The sequence below is a fragment of the Microbacterium gilvum genome, from assembly GCF_039543865.1.
GTDB lineage: Bacteria > Actinomycetota > Actinomycetes > Actinomycetales > Microbacteriaceae > Microbacterium > Microbacterium gilvum.
This window is the reverse complement of sequence record NZ_BAABKO010000003.1, coordinates 111973-130696: the sequence shown is the minus strand read 5'-3', so window position 1 is coordinate 130696 and position 18724 is coordinate 111973. Positions and strand designations below refer to the sequence as shown.

Sequence of the window (18724 nt, the reverse complement as noted above, 5' to 3'; positions counted from 1 at the left end):
GCTCCTCCGTCCGCCGACGGTCAGGTTCGAGCGAGGGCACGCGGTCGGAATGAGCACCGCGTGCGACATCCGCGCGCCCGTCACCCGCAGGATGCGGCCGCGTACTCAGCCGTCACGCCGATACCGTCGACGGTGACGGTGACCGTTCCGGCGCCGACCGACGCGGCGCGCGTCGCGAAGACCGCGGAAGACCTCTTCCGCGGTGGGAGCGCGATCGACTTCGCCCCGAACGGCGTCCGGACCTCCGCGGTCGCGCGCCGGTCGCCCCTGTTCGTCACCGTCACCATCAGCCGCACCGCACCGGCGACGCAGCGAGTGCTCACGATGACCTCCGGCGCTGAACCCGGCTCGCGGGCCGCGGGGTCGAACAGGATCACCGTCTCCCCCGGGCCGACCGAGCGCGCGGCCGACAGCTCGACGGTCTCGCCGCTGCGGCAGTCGATCCCCACGCCGCTCGCCGGACATTCGTACGCGAACGTCTGATCGGTCGTCGTGTTCATGGCGATGTGATACCCCGCGTAGGCGAACCGGTAGAACGGCGCCCGTCCCGCCTCGATGGTCTCGACGCCGAGTTCGTCCGCCCCCAGCTTCGGGTCCATGTCCGACGGTGTCGGGGCGATGGGCAGCTCCTCGCCCGCATACGCCTGATGCAGCGCGGGGCCGGGCGGCGTGATCCCACCCGGGAGCAGGCCGTTGCCGTCGCTGTCGTTGATCGTGTAGTCCCAGCAGACCCAGTCCTCGATGGTGAACGTGCCGACGGGGGCGGCGGTCCCGAACTCGACCTCGCACCGCACGGTCGCGACCCGGTCCTCGTCGGGCCGGACGAGATGCGCACGCGACCAGCGATTGACCGCCTGACGAGCACGCCAGTAGAGGGAGGCATAGAGCACCTCGTCCCCGCGCTTGACGGCGACGGCTCCCGTGACCGGGTCAGCGAACGCGAAGTCGGGCTGGCCCCACCCCGAGGGAAGGCGCGCACTGCTCGACGCAGCCGCTTCGAAATGGGGGAGGTCGCGCATGATGAAGCGCGCCGCGTTGAGACCGATCCGCGCAGACGTGTCGGTATGGAGCAGCTCGAGGATGGGCCCGAGCTGGCCGTCCTCGACCATCTCCTGCGACCATCCGACCAGCTCAGGCGTCGGGAATGCGGACGAGGCTTGAAGGGGATTGACGTCCTTGTCGGTCGGAGTGACGTAGACGATCTCGCCCGCGTAGTGCTCGTTGCGCCATCCGATCGCCGACTCGAGCCGCATGACGCGGTGGCCCTCGTCGTCGACGCCCTCGTGGCGGAACCAGCCTCGGGCGAGGAAGAGCTTCTCGATCTGCGCGCGCAGCGCCTCATCCTCGCGCGCGATCGCGCCCTCCGCGACGGCCTCGTACATCGCCACGAGCAGGTCGCCGGTGATCTCGCCGTATCCGCCCACGTACCCGAGCTCGCGGCTCAGACCCTGCTCGCTGTAGATGCGGTAGCCGCGCCCGAGCTTCCACTTCTTCGATCCGTCGGCGAACTCGCCGCTCGACAGCGGCAGCAGGCCGACGGCCTCGTAGATCCACTCCCGCGCGCGCTCCTCCGGCCAGGCATCGTCCGGCGAGAGCAGCTCGAGCCCCTTGTTGCAGAGGTAGATCCCGAGGCTCGTGAACTGGACCTGGTTCGTGTAGTGCCTCTGGTTCTGCCGCCAGTACTCGCGGCTCGCGAGGAGCATGTCGCGGTAGGCCTCGCGTCGCGGCGGGAGGTCGCCGGAAGCCGGCGGCGTTCCCTCGACGAGGGCGAGCTCGACATCGTCGAACCACGCCGTGCCCGTCCCCTCCATCCGCAGGTCGACGCGGATGCGCGCCGCGCCCGCCGGGGTCGCGAGCTCGGCCGCGATCTGCTCCCAGTCATGGGTGCCCGTGCGGGCGAAGAACTTGCGGTCCGACTGCACGACGACACCCGCCGCATCGTAGAAGAGGACGTCGAGGTACGGCCCGGGAGCCGCAGCCTGCTCGGTCCGGCACCAGACCGAGACGCGATAGGTGCCGGTGCCGACGAGCGGACGACTGGCGCCTGTCACCGTGACCCCGACGGCGCTGCCCGTCGTGCCGTTCGCATCGGCCGTGAGCTTGAGCGAGGCCGATCCCGTGCGTGCGACGGCCGCGTCGGCGGCGACCGTGCCGCTCCCCCGCCAGGTCGTCACCGTCCAGCCGGCGGTCCCCACCTCGAACCCCGGGTTCGGCAACACCGTCGTGCCCTGGACGACCCGGGCGTCGAGGAGGTCCTGGAGGTCGCCCCAGAGCGTGTCGAGCGCGAGCGCCACCCGGCCGAACCCCAGCCACTGCTGACCCGACGCGGTCAGAACGGCCTCGTTCCCCTTCCAGGCCACGTAGGTCGCGTCGATCGCCTCGCACACCTTCGTCAGCGCGCGCGGATCGCGGTAGGCGGGGCCGTCCTCCCAGCGGTATCCGTGTGCGAGGGTCATCCAGGCCCAGGGATCGATCGATGCCGGCGGCTTCGCCGAGAGGAGCGCGTTCTGATCCGCGAGCACGCGCTCGCGTACTCGGCGGATGGCCTCGGCCGAGTCGTCGGCGCGCACGCCACGGCTCGACGGCGTGCCGAACTCGTCTCCGTCCGCCGGGAGGAAGTGCGCGTCGGCGTGGGTGTAAGCCGCGTAGATCGGACGCGACGAGGTCGTCATGTCCTTGTAGAAGGACGACGCGTCGCCGTACGCCCAGATGCGGCCGAGCGAACGGATCTCGACCTCGAGCTCGGTCTGCCCCTCCGTCATCCGCTCGGGGAGCGGAATCGTGTGGAGCGCGAAAAGGCCGGCCGTCCGAGGAGCCGTGCTCATCTGATCGAGGCTGTCGACGGGCCCCTGGTCGAGCCATCCCGCCGCCTTGCCGTCGATGAACAGCTGCAGCCGCCACTCCTCAGTGATCGGGGAGACGTCCTCACCCCAGACCTTGAGCGACAGGTAGGTCGTGCGCGCCGGGTCGATCTGCATCCGGAAGCGGAGCGTGCCGCCCCACGGGCCGACGGGGTCGGAGGGGTCGAGTATGCGGGCGGTCTGGGCGAGCGCCCCGGTGAGAGTCGTGCTGCGGTCGCCGACGAGACCGTGCGCGGCCTCCGAGACGCCGTCGCCGAACACGATGCGATCGAGAGCCGGGTTCGCGCGGCCGACCGTCACCGCCCTCGCGACGGCGGGATCGTCGAGCGTCCAGACGGCGGCCGTCGCGAGGGCGACGGCACCTGCCTGCACGAAGGCACGGCGGGAGAGTTCCATGGGCATTCGGGCTCCTTCGTCCGAGTGTGTGTACGTCTGGTCAGGCGGGGACGGCCTCGCGGTAGGCGAAGGCGCGACCATGCACGAATCTCTCGAGCTCGTCGACGACGTCGCGGCCGAGTCTGTGCAGCTCGCTGCCGGTCGCCCCCGCGATATGCGGGGTGAGCGAGACGTTCGGCAGGTCCCAGAGCTCGTCGTCCGCAGGCAGCGGCTCGGGCACCGTGACGTCGAGGACCGCGTCGATGCGCCCTGTGCGGACGTGCGGTCGCAGCGCCTCGTGATCGAGCAGCGTGCCGCGGGCGGTGTTGATGAGCGTCGCCCCGTCCCTCAGCAGCGCCAGTTCGCGCGCGCCGATCATCTCGTGGGTCTCGGCGGTCGCCGGGGCGTGGATGGAGACGATGTCGCTCAAGGCGAGCAGCTCGTCGAGTCCGCAGCGCCGTGCCCCCAGCGCCGCCACGTCCGCGCCGCTCGCGTACGGGTCGTAGACGATGACGTCGAGGTCGGTGGGCCGCAGCAGCTCGGCCACGCGGCGCCCGATGCGCGAGGCGCCGATGAGCCCGACGACACGACGGTAGTTGCCGGTGTCGCGCAACTCGACCTCGCGGTCGACGTGGGCGCGACGCTCGCGGTACAGCCGCTCGGCGAATGCCGCGCGCTTTCCGGCGAGCAGGATGACCCCGAGCGTGTACTCGGCGACGGCCTGCGCATTGCCCTCCCCCGCGTTGGTGAAGACGATCCCGCGTTCGGCCGCGATCCGCGTGTCGAGGACGGCGGCGGCCGCCCCTCCCGCGAAGAGCACCGCGCGCAGGCGCGGCATCCGGGCGAGCACCTCGGCGTCGAGGCGCGGGCATCCCCACCCCGCGAGGAGGATCTCCGTCTCGGCGAGGCGGCCATCCGCTTCATCGAACCGCTCGCGCGCATCCGGGTGCAGATCGACGAGCCCTTCCAGCCGTGCGCGCTCGTGTGCGAACAGATCGTCGGCGAGCGCCGCCGGGCGCATCGCCATTGTCGCGACCGGCCGGCTCACTTGAGCGCTCCCAGGGAGACGCCCGTGCGCCAGAAGCGCTGCAGCAGGAGCATGACGGCGGCGAGCGGGATGACGGAGAGCAGGGACCCGGTCACGACGATGCTCGTGAAGTCGATCGTGCTCGCGTTCGAGACCTGGCTCTGTCGGAGCCAGTTGTAGAGGCCGAGCGTCATGGTCCAGTTCTCGGAGTCCTGCAGCATCGTGATCGGGAGGAAGAAGCCGTTCCAGGACGCGACGAAGGCGAGGAGGAAGATGGTGGCTCCGGCGGTCGGGAGCATGCGCGCGACGATGCTGAAGAAGATGCGCGCCTCGCCCGCTCCATCGAGCCGAGCCGCTTCGAGCAGCTCCACGGGGATCGACGACTCGACGTACACCTTCGCCAGATAGACGCTGAACGGGTTGATCACGGTGGGGATGAGCACGGCCCAGAGCGTGTTCGTGATCCCCATGCTCGAGAACAGCAGGTACAGGGGCAGGGTCAGCATCGAGTACGGGATGAGGAAGGAGCCCACGACCAGCCCTGTCAGCACGCCCCGGCCGCGGAAAGAGAACCGGGCGAGACCGTAGCCCGCCATGAGAGCGACGAGCGTGCCGATCCCTCCCCCGACGAAGGCGAACAGCAGCGAGTTCGCCGTCCAGCGCAGGAAGACGCCGTCCTGGTAGGCGAAGATCTGGCCGAGGTTCTCGAAGAGGTTGAACTCGGCGAACCACAGGCCGTTCGTGAGCAGCAGATCACGGGAGTCCTTCGTGGCGTTGACGATGAGCCACCAGACGGGAGCCACGGAGTAGATGAGGAAGAGGACGAGACCAGCCGTCACGAAGGCGCGCGTCCGACGCGGCAGACGGCGTTCGTCCTCGGCCGACGCCTTCGCGGCGCGGGGTCGGACCTCGCGGAGGGTGGTGGTGGCGCTCATGCGGCCGTCTCCCGGTTCGTGAGCTTGTAGAAGACGACCGATACGACGCCGACGACGAGAGCGAGGATGACCGACAGGGCGGACGCGTAGTTGTAGTTGCTCTGCTGGAAGGCGAGGTTGTAGATCATCATGATCGGGGTGAAGTCGGCGGTCACGGTCTCAGGCGACGTGACGCGGAAGACGAGGGGCTCGGCGAAGATCTGGAGCATGTGGATGATCGAGAGCATCCCCGTCAGGACGAGCGAGCCGCGCACGTACGGGATCTTGATGGACCACGCGATGCGGAACTCGCCCGCGCCGTCGAGGTAGGCCGCCTCGAAGAGCTCGCGCGGCACGGAGCGCAACGAGCCGTAGATGATGAGCATGTTGTACCCGAGCCCGGCCCACGTGAGCAGATTGCCGATGGAGACCCACAGCAGCTGCGGCGAGAACATGTCGACCGCCCCTCCCAGCCACTCGGCGATGTCGGAGATCGGTCCGAGGCGTGGCGAGTACAGGTAGAGCCACACGAGCGTCGCGACGATCGCGGGGATCATGTACGGGATGAGCAGGCCGAGGCGGAAGAAGCGGGCGCTTCGCCCCACGACCATGTCGAGCAGGAGCGCTGCGACGAGGCTGAGGCCCAGCATGATCGGGATCTGGACGAGCGCGAACAGGCCGACCCGGCCGATGCTCGCCCAGAAGTCGCCGTCGGCGAATCCGAGCGCGAAGTTGTCGAGGCCGACGAAGGTGCGCACGGCGCCGCCGAGGCCCGAGCCCGAGCGCCGCTGAGCGAACAGGCTCTCGACCAGTGCGTATCCGAACGGCACGACGAACACGAGGGCGAAGCCCGCGAAGAACGGCGCGGTGAACAGGAATCCCTTCGCTCCGGTGAGGTCGGTCCGGCTTCGGCGCCGCGTCGTGCGCACCTTCGTCTGCGAGTACATGGGTGGTCAGTCCTCCGAGACCGAGATGCCCTGCTGGGTGAGGTCGTCGACGATCCATTCCTGCAGCTGCGGGGCGATCTCGGTCGTCGCGATCTCGCCCGCGACCGCCTTGCCCCAGAGGTCCTGGAGCTGGGTGAAGGCGCCGGCCCAGTTCGGCCCGTAGGTCCAGTCGCCGAGCTGCGTGTCGACGGCCTCCAGGACGACGGGTTCCCAGGCGGAGGCGTGCTCGCCGACGAGGTCTGCGGGCAGCGTGTCGGCGACATAGGGCTGCGGGTCGGCGACCGCGGGGAAGTACGACAGCCCCGTCTCCGGGCTGGCGAGCGCCGCGACCGACGCCTCCTCAGTGGAGAGCGCGTGCGCGGCGAACACCGCCGCCTCGACGTCGTCGGCGTCCGCGCTGACGGCGAACACCCTCGTGAACGCGGCGTTCGCGGCGTCGCGCCCCTCCCAGTGCAGGTTCGGAGCCGGTTCCCACGAGCCGAGCGAGTCGACGAGGTTCGCCTGCATGCCCTTCGTCTGCCACGTGGACAGCTGGCGGGACGCGATCTGCCCCTGGTCGTACGACTGCATCATGGCGGCGTACTCGGCATAGGAGATGGTCGAGAACATCCCTGCGGCGAACCCGTCGTCGAAGTACTCGGCGGCCCGCTGCGTCTCCTCGCTGTCGACGTCGATGTGCCATGTGTCGCCGTCGAGCTCGTACCAGCGCGCACCGGCCTCCCACGCGAGGTATATCAGCGCGGTCGGGTCCTCACCCGCCACATTGAAGATGCTGATGCCCCGGTCGGCGAGGGTCTTCCCCGCCTCGAGGAACTCCTCGTACGTCTCGGGGTACTCGAGGCCGTTGTCGGCGAAGATCCGGGCGTTGTAGAGCATGAAGGTGGGGATGTCGGCCGCCGGCACCGCCCACTGCCGATCTCCCGTGGTCACCGCTTCGTTGACCACGTCGGAGTAGTCGGACGCGATGCTCTCGTAGTACGCGGTCACGTCCGCCGCGATGCCGTCGGCGATGAACGAGGCGAGATCGGCGGTCTGCGAGATGAACAGATCCGGAGCGTCTCCGGCCGCCGACGCATTTCGGACGGCCGTGTTGAGGTCGGTCGTCTCGACGAACTCGATCTGGATGCCCTCGTCCTCGTGCGCGGTGTTGAAGGCCTCGACGGCGGGCTGGAGGGCGGCGTTGTCGTGCCAGATCTCGACGGTCACGGGATCGCCCGTCCAGGTGTCTCCGATCTCGACGGGCTCGGCGTCGTCGGCGACGTCGTCCGAACTCGATGCCGGCGTTCCGCAGCCGGCGAGGGCGAGGGCGGACACCAGCCCGAGGCCGGTGAACGCGAGTGCGCGGGTCTTCATGGATCGTCTCCTCGTCAAGCGATCGATCCGGACGGCGGGTCCGTCCGGATCCCGGGACATGGTTCGTTCCATGCCCGGTAGTAAACCTTTTCTGCGCCTACAGTAAAGCTTTACTAGGATGTTGTCCAGTCCTTCTTGCCCTTTACTGAAGGAGTAGCCGTGGCCACCACGATCCATGACGTCGCACGCGAGGCCGCCGTCTCGATCGCCACCGTGTCGCGGGTTCTGGCCGGCAACTACCCGGTCGCCGAGAAGACCCGCGCACGGGTGCTCGCCGCCGTCGAGGCGCTCGACTACGCCGCGAATCCCAACGCCCGCCGCCTGCGCGGCGCCGACGCGGGGCCGATCGCCGTCCTGCTCGGCAGCATCACCGGCCCGTCGTTCGCCGCTCTCGCCCAGGGCGTCGAGAGCGAGGCCCGCGCCCGTGGTCGCGTCTGCCTCATCGGCGCGACCGGCGGCGACGCCGACAGGGAGATCGAGCTCGTCGAGCTCATGCGCAGACAGCACGCCTCCGCGGTGATCGTCCCCGGCGGGTTCTGGCGCGACGATGCCCACCACGATCGGATCGCCCGCCTCGCAAAGCTCCTCGCGGAGGACGGCACCCCGCTCGTCCTCTGCGGCAACCGGTCGCTCCGCGTGAACGCCGACGACGCCATCGCCATCCGGTACGAGAACGAGCGCGGCGCGGCGCGGATCGCCGGTCGCGTCGCAGCCGCCGGGCACCGACGCGTGCTGCTGCTGCCCGGCGACACGCGAGGCTCGACCGCCGAGGAGCGACTGCGCGGGTTCGCCGAGGCGTTCGCCGGGGTCGACGGCGCCGAGCTGATCGTCCGAGAGACGTCGTTCGACCGCGAGCCTGCGCGCGACATGCTGCACGCCGTGCTCGACGAGCTGTCGCAGGGCGGACGGCCGCCCTTCAGCGCCGTGCTCTCGGGCACCGACCAGATGGCGTCGGGTGTGCTCGCCGCGCTGAGGGAACGCGGACTCGCCTGCCCTGCCGACGTCTCGGTCACCGGGTACGACGACGTGCCAGCCGCCCGCGATCTCAATCCCGCCCTCACCACCGTCCGCGTGCCCTACGAGGAGATGGGGGCGCTCGCCGTGCAGCAGGCGCTCGACGGGGCGCCGTCCGCGCCGACCGTCCTGCCCGTCGAGGTCGTGGAGCGGGAGTCGGTCGGGGCCGCCTCCCGCTGAGCGGCGCCCGCCCGTCGGAAACTTTCGCTCGTTGCGTTTCGAATCCGCTTTCGCTACTTTCGCTGTCGATGCCGGAGCCCGCGTGATTGACGCGGGGTTCCACAGTTCGAGCGGCGGGGCCCGGGAGGGGAGCGGTCAGGTGGGATGCGGTCGGCTCTCAGCGACGCAGGACGGTCGAGTCGCGGATGATCAGGCTCCCCGGCAGCCGCTCGACGCCGCCGCGGATCTCGCCGGTGGTCGCCCGCTGGAGGCGATGGGCGGCCACCCGCCCGAGCTGCTGCAGCTGGAGGTCCACGGTCGTCAAGGGCGGTCGTGCGTGCGCCGCGAGCGGCTCCCAGTTGTCGACGCCGATGACGGCGACATCGTCGGGCACCCGCACTCTGCGCTCGTGCAGCGTGTCGAGCACTCCTCGCGCGACCTGGTCGCTCCCGCAGAGGATGGCGTCCACGTCCCCGTCCTGATCGAGGATGTCGTGCGCGGCGGCGCGCCCCCATCCCTCCGACCAGTCCCCGAACCGTACGCGGCCCGCGCCCTCGAGGAGTCCGGCTGCGGCGATCGCAGAGGATGCGCCGCCGACTCTGTCTCGGGATGCCCCGTGGCTCGCCTCTCCTGCGACCTGCGCGATCCTCCGGCGGCCGATGTCGAGGAGATGCCGGGCCGCGCGCCGGCCGACGTCGGCGTTGTCGACCGTGACGGACATGTCCGAGGGATCGTCGGACTCGGCGTACGCGTAGACGACGGGCACCGGGATCGCACCGAGCGACGGCCTCGGATCGGTCTGGCGCCCGACGAGGATCAGGCCGTCGACACGACGGGCGAGCAGGCTCGCGATCAGGCTCTCCTCCCGCAGATCGTCGCCGCGCGCGTCGCACAGGAAGCTCAGGATGCGGTCGATCCCGAGCGAGTCCTCGACGCCCATGAGGATCGGAAGCGCGAAGCGGCCATCCAGGTCGGTCGTCACGACGCCGACCGTGCCCGTCCTCGCGCCCATGAGCCCGCGCGCGAGGCTGTTGGGGAGGTAGCCGAGATCACGCGCCGCCTGCTCCACCCGCGCCCGCGTCGCCTCGTTGACGTCGACCCGCCCGTTGAGCGCCTTCGAGGCCGTCGCCGACGAGACGCCGGCACGCCTCGCCACCTCGGCGAGGCTGACCGGTGTTTCCGAGATGCGCACCTTCGCCCCTTTCCTCCCCCAGCCGATACCGTATTCGATTCTTTCGAGACCAGGAGTCCCCGATGACCGCCTCCTCCGCCACCGCCGCACCCGTCATCCCGTCACGCAGTGAACTGACTCCCCTGTCCGTCGAGGCCGTCGCCCTTCGCGCGGGATTCTGGGACGAACGGCAGCGCCTCAACACGGCGGTGATCATCCCGCACGCCGCGGGGTGGATGGACAGGCTCGGATGGATCGCGAACCTCCGGCACGCCGGCACCGCAGAGGGCTACGAGCACACGGGGCGGGAGTTCGCCGACTCCGAGATCTACAAGCTCATGGAGGCGATCTCCTGGGACACGGCCCGCGGTGTCGACGAGCACGGCGAGCTGTTCGAAGAGCTTCTCGCCGCAGTCGAGGGCGCTCAGGATCCCGACGGCTATCTGCACACCCTGTTCGGACGACCGTGGCAGCGCCCGCGCTATTCCGACTTCCAGTGGGGACACGAGCTCTACTGCTTCGGCCACCTCATCCAGTCCGCCGTCGCCCACCACCGGGCGACAGGAGAGGACCGCTTCCTGCGCGTCGCCATCCGTGTCGCCGACCACGTCTGCACGATGTTCGGCCCCGACGGCCTCGACCGCGTCTGCGGTCACGCCGAGATCGAGGTGGCGCTCGTCGAGCTCTTCCGCGCGACAGGAGAGCGACGCTACCTCGACCAGGCGAGCGTGTTCGTGGAGCGTCGCGGCACGGGCACCCTGCCGCTGTTCGAGTTCGGCAAGGCGTACTGGCAGGACGACCTGCCTGTACGCGAGGCGACGGTGCTCCGCGGGCACGCCGTCAGAGCGCTCTACCTCGCGGCCGGCGCGGTGGACGTCGCCGTCGACACGGGAGACGACGAGCTCCTCCGGGCCCTCATCGAGCAGTGGGACAACACGGTCGCCCGGCGCACCTACCTCACCGGCGGGATGGGCTCCCACCACATGGACGAGGCGTACGGCGACGACTTCGTGCTGCCGCCCGACCGCTCGTACTGCGAGACGTGCGCCGGCGTCGCGTCGATCATGTTCAGCTGGCGCCTTCTGCTCGCGACCGGCGAGGCGAAGTACGCCGATCTCATCGAACGCACGCTCTACAACGTCATCGCGACGTCGCCGTCGGAGGACGGCACGGCCTTCTTCTATGCGAACACCCTGCACCAGCGCACCGAGCACACGCCGCCGCCGTTGAACGAGGACGGCGTCGTGATCCGCGGAGGGGCGTCGGGTCGGCAGGCGTGGTACGAGGTCTCCTGCTGCCCGCCCAACGTCGCGCGGACGCTCGCGAGTCTCGGAAGCTACATCGCCACCGGGACGGCGTCGGCCATCCAGATCCATCAGTTCGCGGCTGCCGAGATCCGCACCGAGGGCACCGCGCTCGTCGTCGAGACGGAGTACCCGTCGACGGGGACCATCCGCGTCACCGCCGCCGAGGCATCCGATGACGGCGTCGCCGTGAGCCTGCGCGTGCCCGCCTGGTCGAAGGGAGGGGTCCTGGAGCATCGGGACGAGACCATCCCGGTCGACGGGGGCGCGTACACGCCGTCCGTCGTGCTGCGCGCAGGCGAGTCGCTCACGCTCGAGCTGCCGCTCGACGTCCGCGTGACGGTCCCCGACGACCGGATCGACGCGATCCGGGGCACGGTGGCATTCGAACGCGGGCCCGAGGTGTTCGCGCTCGAGTCGGTCGATCTTCCGGATGGCGTCGCACTGGAGGACGTGCGGGTGTCGTCCGAGGCAGCGTACGACGGGGAGACCGTCACCGTCGCCGCGACGTCGGTTCGCCGCGAGGACGCGGACTGGCCCTTCGGCGTCGACGGCGCAGAGAGCGTCTCGACGTTCCGAGCGCGTCTCGTGCGCTATCACCGGTGGGCGGAGCGCGGACCTTCGCTCATGCGCGTCTGGATCCCGACGGCGTCATGAGGCTGCCTCGCCGAGACCGGCCCCGCCGTCGAATGCCTGCGCGGAACGCGGGTCGGGCGACGGGGCCGGTCTGAGCAGGATGGGCGAGCGCGAGGTCAGCTCTCCGAGGCGTCGACCTCGTCCGCGCCCTCCTCGCCGGGGATCTCGGCGTTGTGCACGCCGATCCCCACGGCGTGGTGGCTCGGCTCCTTGCCGTCGGGCTCGGGGGCCTTCGGCTCCTCCCCCGGCTCCTGCTCCGTGCTGGGCTCCTCGAGCTCGGCATCGTCGCGCTGCTCCTCCGGCTGCACGTCGAGCGCGTCTCCGTCATCGTGGTTCTGCACATCCGACATGGTGCTCTCCTCTCGTCGAGCCTTCATCGTGCGACGGCGGCGCACGACACGGGAGCGGGTTGACGACGGATGGCCGCGGGCGTTAGCGGGGTCCGGTCGCGACATAGCGGCCGGGCCGGTGGTTCAGCGCGATGATGAGGTTCAGGATGACCGCGCCCACCGCCGAGTACGCGACGGAGAGCGGCGGGACGACGGCGAACGACGCGATGACCACGAGCGCGTCGAGCACCATGAGCACGTAGCCGGCACGGAAGCCCCGGTGCTCCTGCAGATGCAGGGCGACGATGTTGAACCCGCCCAGGCTCGACCCGTGCCGGAACAGGATCAGCACGCCGACGCCCGACAGCACGTTGCCCATGATGGCGGCGTACGCGGCGTCGATGCCGTCGAGGTCGACGAAGAGCGGCTGGACGAGCACGAGGGCCCCGACCATCGCGATCGCGAGGCAGCTGCGGAGCGTGAACGACCATCCCCTGCCGCGGGCTGCGAACAGGAAGAACGGCACGTTGATGGCGAGGAACAGCACGCCGGTGGGGGTGGGGACGACATAGCCGAGCAGCAGCGAGAGCCCCGCGGTGCCGCCGGTCACCGCGCCGCCGCCCTTCAGGATGGCGAGGCCGAGCGACACGATGAGGGTGCCGGCGATCAGCGCGACGATGTCGTCGACGAGCCGGTGCGGGGGCACCTCGGGCGCGGTGCGCACGGCGACGGTCGCGCTCATCGGGCGCACGGGACGATCTGCAGCATGCATCCACTGTCGAGATCAGGATGGTCCTGCGCAACAGAGCCATCGGATGGGGGTGCTCTTTTCAATTGGTCGGCGTCAGACTGACGAAATGACCACCAGATCAGAGCTCGACGCGCTCGATGCGCGCATCCTCCTCGCGATGGACGACGAGCCGTCCGCGTCGGCGCTCGCACTCGCGCGTCGCCTGGGGGTCGCGCGCAACACCGTGCACGCCCGGCTGCAGAAGCTCGAGCGGCGGGGCGCGCTCGCCGCGCCCAGCCGCCGGCTCACCCCCGCGGCGTTCGGCTACCACCTGACGGCGTTCGTCGACGTCGAGCTGAGCCAGGCGCAGGCGGCCGCCGCGTACGCGGCGCTCGCGGCCATCCCCGAGATCGTGGAGGTGCACTCGACGACGGGCGACGCCGACCTCATGCTCAAGGTCATGGCGCGCGACACCCGCGACCTGCGCCGCATCACCGAGCTGCTGCTCGCCGCCCCCGGCGTGCAGCGCACGAGCACGACCGTGTCGCTCGGAGAGGTCGTCGCCTACCGCGTCGACGGCGTCCTGCGCCGGCTCGCGGAGGGGTAGGGCCGACTGCAGACCGGCGGGGTGACCGGGACGCTGACGTGGACGGGCTCGTCGCTGTCGCCCGCAACCATGACGTCCAGGACGACGACGTCCGGCTGGGATTCGAACGCGGTAGGGGCCTCTGACTCACCGACCAGCGCCCCTCAACCAGAAGGACCCCGCCTCAGCGGGGTCCTTCCAGAAGAAAGCGGCGGAGACGAGGGGATTTGAACCCCTGGTCCCCTTACGGGGACTCCACCTTAGCAGGGTGGTGCACTAGGCCTGACTATGCGACGTCTCCATGTGCCTGCACGCAGACACGTCGTCCATCCTAACGCGTCGGAGGGGGTGCCGCGAACCGCGGCTCAGCCGCGTCCGTTCGCGCACAGGCTCTCGGATGCGCGCGTGCCGGTCTGCGCGCCGGATGCCGTCTCCTCCGTGTTCGCGGCGGGCGGCGCGGTCGTGGGCGCCGTCGAGGGGGCCGGCTCGACCGTGGCGTCCGGCGGCGCCTCGATCGTGCCCGTGACATCGTCCTGCGCCACGTCGAACGGCGTGTTCGCATCGAGCGCCTGCCAGAGGGCGTCTGCCTTCTCCTCATCGAGCACGACCCGGTTCGCATTCGTCGGCGCCGGGAAGGTCGGCAGCCGCACGAACGTGACGTCGTCCAGTGGCACCTCCGCGAGCGCGAGGCCGAGCTGGGCGAGCGTTGTGACGTCGGCGAGGTTCTCGCTCGGCGTGACGCTGCCCACGATCGTGCGGGCGAGCGACAGCACGCGCACCGGGTCGGACACGACCCCCTCGCTCGTCATCTTCTGCGCGAGCGCGGTCATGAACAGCTGCTGGTTGTTGACGCGGGCGAGGTCGCTGCCGTCTCCCACCCCCTCGCGCGTGCGGAGGAACTCGAGCGCCCAGATCCCCTGCAGCGTGTGCATGCCCGGCGCGAGCGCGAGACCCGTGTTGTCGGGGTCGTAGATGCCGTCGCCGCCCACGCACACCTCGACGCCGCCGATCGCGTCCGTGATCTCGATGACGCCGCCCCATGTCACGGCCATCGCGAAGTCGACCTGCTGTCCGCTGATCGCCGTGATCGTCCGCGCGATGCACGGCACCCCGCCTCGCGCGTACAGTGCGTTGATCTGCGACGACGCCATCGGAGAGAGCTCCGATCCGTCGTCGCCGGTGCATGCCGGCACCGGCGTGAGCAGATCGCGAGGGAAGGTGACGGCGGTGACACGTCGCGGCTGCTCCGAGACGTGCACGAGGATGTTCACGTCGTTGAGCGCACTCGCCGCGTCTGCGTCGCACCGGCCGGGAAAGTAGTGCGCGTACTCGTCCTCGCATTCGTCGCTGCCGACCAGGAGCAGGGTGAACGCCTCGTCGCGCGCCGCGAGATCGACCGCGGGCCCGTCGACGGGCAGGGCGATCTGCTCGTCGCCCCACGCACGCGCGAAGTCCCAGGCCGCATACGCGCCGACGCCGAGCGCACTCACGAGCAGGACGGTCGCCGCGACCGCGACGCCGCGCAGCGCCTGACGCACCGGCCCCGGCGAGCGCAGCACCCCATGGCGCGCGATCGTCGTGCGTCCCTCGACAGCCATCCGGCACCCCCGTTCGCGGAGACGGCCGAGCCGCCCTCGCGGCAGGATACCCGCGACTCAGCCCGCGCCGTTGGAGCAGGTGACCTGGCCGGCGTTCGTGCCGTGCACGTTGGAGCCCAGCTCGCCGCTCGCGATCGTCTCGGTCGGGTCGGGCGTCGCGGTGGCCGACTCGGTCGGCGCCGTCGTGTCGACGGGGGCCTCGGTCTCGGTGCCCTCCTCGCCCTCGGCGAGCACGGCTCCGCCGCCGGTGTCGCCGCTCAGGTCGATCGCCACGTTGGCGTCGAGCGCCGCCCACAGCTGCTCGGCCGACGCGTAGTCGGGGGCGACGCGGTTGGAGTCGTACGGGTCGTCCACGACCGGGTACTGCACGAACGTGAACTCGTCGAGCGGAACATCCGCGGCCGCCATGGCGATCTGCACGAGCGTGACCGGGTTCGTGAGGCTCGACGACGGGTCGACGTTCTCGAGCGTCGTGCGCGCGAGCGTGAGGAGCGCGCCCGGATTCGTGAGCACCTCCTCGCTCGTGAGCTTGCGCGCGAGCGCCGACATGTACACCTGCTGGTTGCTGATGCGGTTGAGGTCGCTTCCGCCGACGCCGTAGCGGGTGCGGAGGAACTGCAGCGCCTCGACGCCGACTAGCGTGTAGTTCTCGGAGGGCGCGATCGCGAGGCCCGTGTGCTCGTCGTAGATGCCCTCGCCGCCGATGCACACGTCGACGCCGCCGATCGCGTTCGTGATCTCGATGACGCCGCCCCAGGTGACGGTCGCGGCGTAGTCGATGGACAGGCCCGTGAAGCTCTCGATCGTCGTCGCGATGCACCCGAGATCGCCGCGGTAGTACGCCTGGTTGAGCTGGCTGTACGACGAGGCCGCCGTGACGTTGCCCTGCGGGTCGGTGCACTCCGGCGCCTCGATCATGAGGTCGCGAGGGAAGCTGATGACGGTGACCTTGCGCGGCTCCGGCGAGATGTGCACGACCATGTTCACGTCGTTGAGCACGCCGTCGCGCGAGTCCTCCGAGTAGTACGCGTCCTCCGGGCAGCGGCCGTCGCCGAAGTACTGCGCGTACTCCTCCTCGCACGCGTCGAGGCCCGCGAACAGGATGTTCACGCCCTCGTTGTCGAGGGCGCCGATGTCGGGGGGCGTCGACTCCTGCCCGTCCAGCACGACGGCGTCGGCGGCGAAGGTCGCCCCGAAGTCCGCCGCCGCGTACGCGACCACGCCGAGCCCGCTCACGAGCACGACCGAGAGGCTCACGGCCAGCACGCGGAGCAGCTGTCGGGCGGGCGTCAGCGTCGACAGACGGCCGTGGCGGGCGATCGTGCGCCGCACGCCGTCTCGGGGGGTGTCGCTCACTCGGGTCCTCTCGGCTGGACGAGGTCGCTCCGGCCACGGGGGCCTGGGCGGAGGGTGTGGGATTCGAACCCACGGGACATTTCTGCCCACCGGTTTTCAAGACCGGATCCTTCGGCCGCTCGGACAACCCTCCGTGCCCACGGATGCCCGTGGACTGGCGTCGAGTCTAGTCGACCGGACCTCCCGCCATTGTCGGGGCCGCTCCTGTGCGCGCCCTGGCAGAGCGCCGTCAGCGGATGGTCGAGGTCGCCGCGCCGAGCTGCGACAGGGCGGCCGCCACACCGCCTCCCTCGACCGAGAGCGTGAGACGCGACGCGTGCTGCTGCACCTCGAGGGGAGCCTGCCCCATCGCGACGGCCTCGCCGCCTCCCTCGCGCGCCCAGGCGAGCATCTCGACGTCGTTGCGTCCGTCGCCCATCACGACGATGCGAGCCGGGTCGACGTCGAGCAGCGCGCGCACCTTCTCGAGCGCCGTCGCCTTGTTGACGCCCTGCGGCGCGATGTCGAGCCACGCCGACCATCCGACCGCGTACGTGACCTGCTGCAGGCCCATCCGCTCGACGAAGTCGTTGAAGTCGTCGCCATCGTGCTCGGGCGAGACGACGACGACGCGGGTGACGTGCAGGCCCAGCATCTCGTCGAACGGCACCTGATGCGCTCCGGGGCGGTTCAGGTCCCAGTCGTCCATGAAGTCGGTGAAGAGGCGCGTGCCGTCGCCGAGCTCGACCATGTAGCTCGCGCCGGGCAGGTGGCCGCGGATGAAGCGCAGCACCTCCGTAGCGTCGAACGTCTCGATCGTGTGCCGGGCGTAGCCGGTCGGCTCGTCGGCGTCGCGCGACATGATCGTCGCGCCGTTGGCGCACACGACGTACGGCGGGCGGATGTCCAGGCGATCGAGCACGGGATGCGTCGACTCCCAGCTGCGCCCTGTTGCGAGCGTGACGGCGTGCCCGCGGTCGACGGCCTCGGCCACCGCCTCCTCGACGCCGGGGCTCGACGTCCCGTCCTCGAGCAGCACCGTGCCGTCGATGTCGAGGGCGATGAACAGGCGGTCCGGCTCGGGGACGGGGAGCGTCACGCGATCGGCTCCAGCACCTCGAGGCCGCGCAGGTACGGCCGCAGCGGCTCCGGGACGACGACCGAGCCATCCGGTCGCTGATGCGTCTCGAGGATGGCCACGATCCAGCGGGTCGTCGCGAGCGTGCCGTTGAGGGTCGCGACGGGCTGCGTCCTGCCGCCGTCCGGCCTGTGCCGGATGTCGAGACGACGCGCCTGGTAGGTCGTGCAGTTCGAGGTCGACGTCAGCTCGCGGTACGCGCCCTGCGTGGGGACCCATGCCTCGGTGTCGTACTTGCGCGCGGCACTCGATCCGAGATCGCCCGCCGCGACGTCGATGACGCGGTAGGCCAGGCCGAGAGACTGCAGCATCTGCTCCTCGAGCGCGACGAGGCGGGCGTGCTCGGCCTCCGCCTCCTCCGGCGTCGTGTAGACGAACATCTCGAGCTTGTTGAACTGGTGCACGCGGATGATGCCGCGCGTGTCCTTGCCGTGAGAGCCCGCCTCCCGGCGGTAGCACGTCGACCAGCCGGCGTAGCGGAGGGGGCCGTCCTGAAGGTCGACGATCTCGTCCTTGTGGTAGCCGGCGAGCGCGACCTCGCTCGTGCCGACGAGGTAGAGGTCGTCCTCCTCGAGCCGGTAGATCTCGTCGGCGTGCGCACCGAGGAAGCCCGTGCCCGCCATGATGTCGGGCCGCACGAGCGTCGGCGTGATCATGGGCGTGAAGCCGTTGTCGAGGGCCGTGTCGAGGGCGTAGTTCATGAGCGCGAGCTCGAGCCGTGCGCCGACGCCCTTCAGGAAGTAGAAGCGCGCGCCGGAGACCTTCGCGCCGCGCTCCATGTCGATCGCGCCGAGCTTCTCGCCGAGCGCGAGGTGGTCGAGCGGGCCGTCGGGGAAGTCGGCCGGGTCGAAGGTCGGGATGTCCCCGACGCGCCGCAGCTCCACGAAGTCGTCCTCGCCGCCCGCCGGCACGCCGTCGATGACGACGTTCTGGATGGCGTCGAGCGCCGTACGGGCCGCTTCCTCCGCCTCGTTCGCGGCCTGCTGGGCCGCCTTGACGCGGTCGGCGAGCTCCTTCGCCTGCGCGACGAGGGCGGCCTTCTCGTCCTTCGGCGCCTTCGCCACGCGCTTGCCGAACGCGTTCTGCTCGGCGCGCAGCTCCTCGAACGCCGTGATCGCCGACCGGCGCGACGCGTCTGCGGCGAGCGCGGCGTCGACGGTCTCGGGCGAGTTGCCTCGGGCGACCTGGGAACGCCGGACGAGTTCGGGGTCTTCGCGGAGCAGCACGGGGTCGATCACCCTCCGAGT

At 70.4% G+C, this 18724-nt stretch carries 15 protein-coding genes and 2 tRNA genes; 3 read left to right on the top strand and 14 right to left on the bottom strand.

Going from position 1 to position 18724, the window contains the following annotated elements:
- Positions 1-80 precede the first annotated feature (80 nt).
- The 5 genes from ABD998_RS09805 to ABD998_RS09785 are packed head-to-tail and all read right to left on the bottom strand — an operon-like array spanning position 81 to position 7477.
- Positions 81-3257, bottom strand: coding sequence for a hypothetical protein (locus ABD998_RS09805; RefSeq protein WP_345438564.1), 3177 nt, complete (start codon positions 3255-3257; stop codon positions 81-83).
- A gap of 40 nt (positions 3258-3297) precedes the next feature.
- Positions 3298-4257: a hydroxyacid dehydrogenase gene (locus ABD998_RS09800; protein ID WP_345438562.1), complete on the bottom strand. Its 960-nt coding sequence runs from the start codon at positions 4255-4257 to the stop codon at positions 3298-3300.
- A gap of 23 nt (positions 4258-4280) precedes the next feature.
- On the bottom strand, positions 4281-5198 hold the full coding sequence (locus ABD998_RS09795) for a carbohydrate ABC transporter permease (RefSeq protein WP_345438560.1): 918 nt from the start codon (positions 5196-5198) through the stop codon (positions 4281-4283).
- Positions 5195-6124 (bottom strand): carbohydrate ABC transporter permease, encoded by a 930-nt coding sequence (locus ABD998_RS09790; protein ID WP_345438558.1) that lies wholly within the window; start codon positions 6122-6124, stop codon positions 5195-5197. Before ABD998_RS09790 ends, ABD998_RS09795 begins: the two co-directional genes overlap by 4 nt.
- 6 nt (positions 6125-6130) lie before the next feature.
- Positions 6131-7477, bottom strand: a complete 1347-nt coding sequence (locus ABD998_RS09785) for an ABC transporter substrate-binding protein (RefSeq protein ID WP_345438556.1) — start codon at positions 7475-7477, stop codon at positions 6131-6133.
- Positions 7478-7636: 159 nt separating this feature from the next.
- Between ABD998_RS09785 and ABD998_RS09780 the strand changes: the two genes are divergently transcribed.
- Positions 7637-8671, top strand: a complete 1035-nt coding sequence (locus tag ABD998_RS09780) for a LacI family DNA-binding transcriptional regulator (RefSeq protein WP_345438554.1) — start codon at positions 7637-7639, stop codon at positions 8669-8671.
- Positions 8672-8828: 157 nt separating this feature from the next.
- Here the strand turns inward: ABD998_RS09780 and ABD998_RS09775 are convergent, their stop codons facing one another.
- Entirely contained in the window at positions 8829-9842 is a 1014-nt protein-coding gene (locus ABD998_RS09775) for a LacI family DNA-binding transcriptional regulator (protein WP_345438552.1), read from the bottom strand.
- A 62-nt stretch (positions 9843-9904) separates the two neighbouring features.
- Here ABD998_RS09775 and ABD998_RS09770 point away from each other — a divergent pair, with 62 nt between their 5' ends.
- Positions 9905-11782, top strand: coding sequence for a glycoside hydrolase family 127 protein (locus tag ABD998_RS09770; protein WP_345438550.1), 1878 nt, complete (start codon positions 9905-9907; stop codon positions 11780-11782).
- A gap of 95 nt (positions 11783-11877) precedes the next feature.
- Here the strand turns inward: ABD998_RS09770 and ABD998_RS09765 are convergent, their stop codons facing one another.
- Positions 11878-12111: a hypothetical protein gene (locus tag ABD998_RS09765; RefSeq protein WP_345438548.1), complete on the bottom strand. Its 234-nt coding sequence runs from the start codon at positions 12109-12111 to the stop codon at positions 11878-11880.
- Positions 12112-12193: 82 nt separating this feature from the next.
- Positions 12194-12832 carry a YitT family protein gene (locus tag ABD998_RS09760; protein ID WP_345438546.1) on the bottom strand — a complete coding sequence of 213 codons (639 nt, stop codon included), beginning with the start codon at positions 12830-12832 and terminating at the stop codon, positions 12194-12196.
- A gap of 115 nt (positions 12833-12947) precedes the next feature.
- Between ABD998_RS09760 and ABD998_RS09755 the strand changes: the two genes are divergently transcribed.
- On the top strand, positions 12948-13427 hold the full coding sequence (locus tag ABD998_RS09755) for an Lrp/AsnC family transcriptional regulator (protein WP_345438544.1): 480 nt from the start codon (positions 12948-12950) through the stop codon (positions 13425-13427).
- 191 nt (positions 13428-13618) lie between these two features.
- Here ABD998_RS09755 and ABD998_RS09750 read toward each other — a convergent pair.
- The 6 genes from ABD998_RS09750 to serS form a co-directional block, all read right to left on the bottom strand.
- Positions 13619-13707 (bottom strand) — tRNA-Ser (locus ABD998_RS09750).
- Positions 13708-13771: 64 nt separating this feature from the next.
- A complete protein-coding gene (locus tag ABD998_RS09745) occupies positions 13772-15004 on the bottom strand; it encodes an LCP family protein (protein WP_345438542.1) in 1233 nt (410 codons plus the stop codon).
- A 57-nt stretch (positions 15005-15061) separates the two neighbouring features.
- Positions 15062-16360: an LCP family protein gene (locus tag ABD998_RS09740; RefSeq protein ID WP_345438539.1), complete on the bottom strand. Its 1299-nt coding sequence runs from the start codon at positions 16358-16360 to the stop codon at positions 15062-15064.
- Positions 16361-16408: 48 nt separating this feature from the next.
- Positions 16409-16493 (bottom strand) — tRNA-Ser (locus ABD998_RS09735).
- Between the two features lie 96 nt (positions 16494-16589).
- Positions 16590-17438, bottom strand: a complete 849-nt coding sequence (locus ABD998_RS09730) for an HAD family hydrolase (RefSeq protein WP_345438537.1) — start codon at positions 17436-17438, stop codon at positions 16590-16592.
- Entirely contained in the window at positions 17435-18715 is a 1281-nt protein-coding gene (serS, locus tag ABD998_RS09725) for a serine--tRNA ligase (RefSeq protein ID WP_345438535.1), read from the bottom strand. Before serS ends, ABD998_RS09730 begins: the two co-directional genes overlap by 4 nt.
- Positions 18716-18724 lie beyond the last annotated feature (9 nt).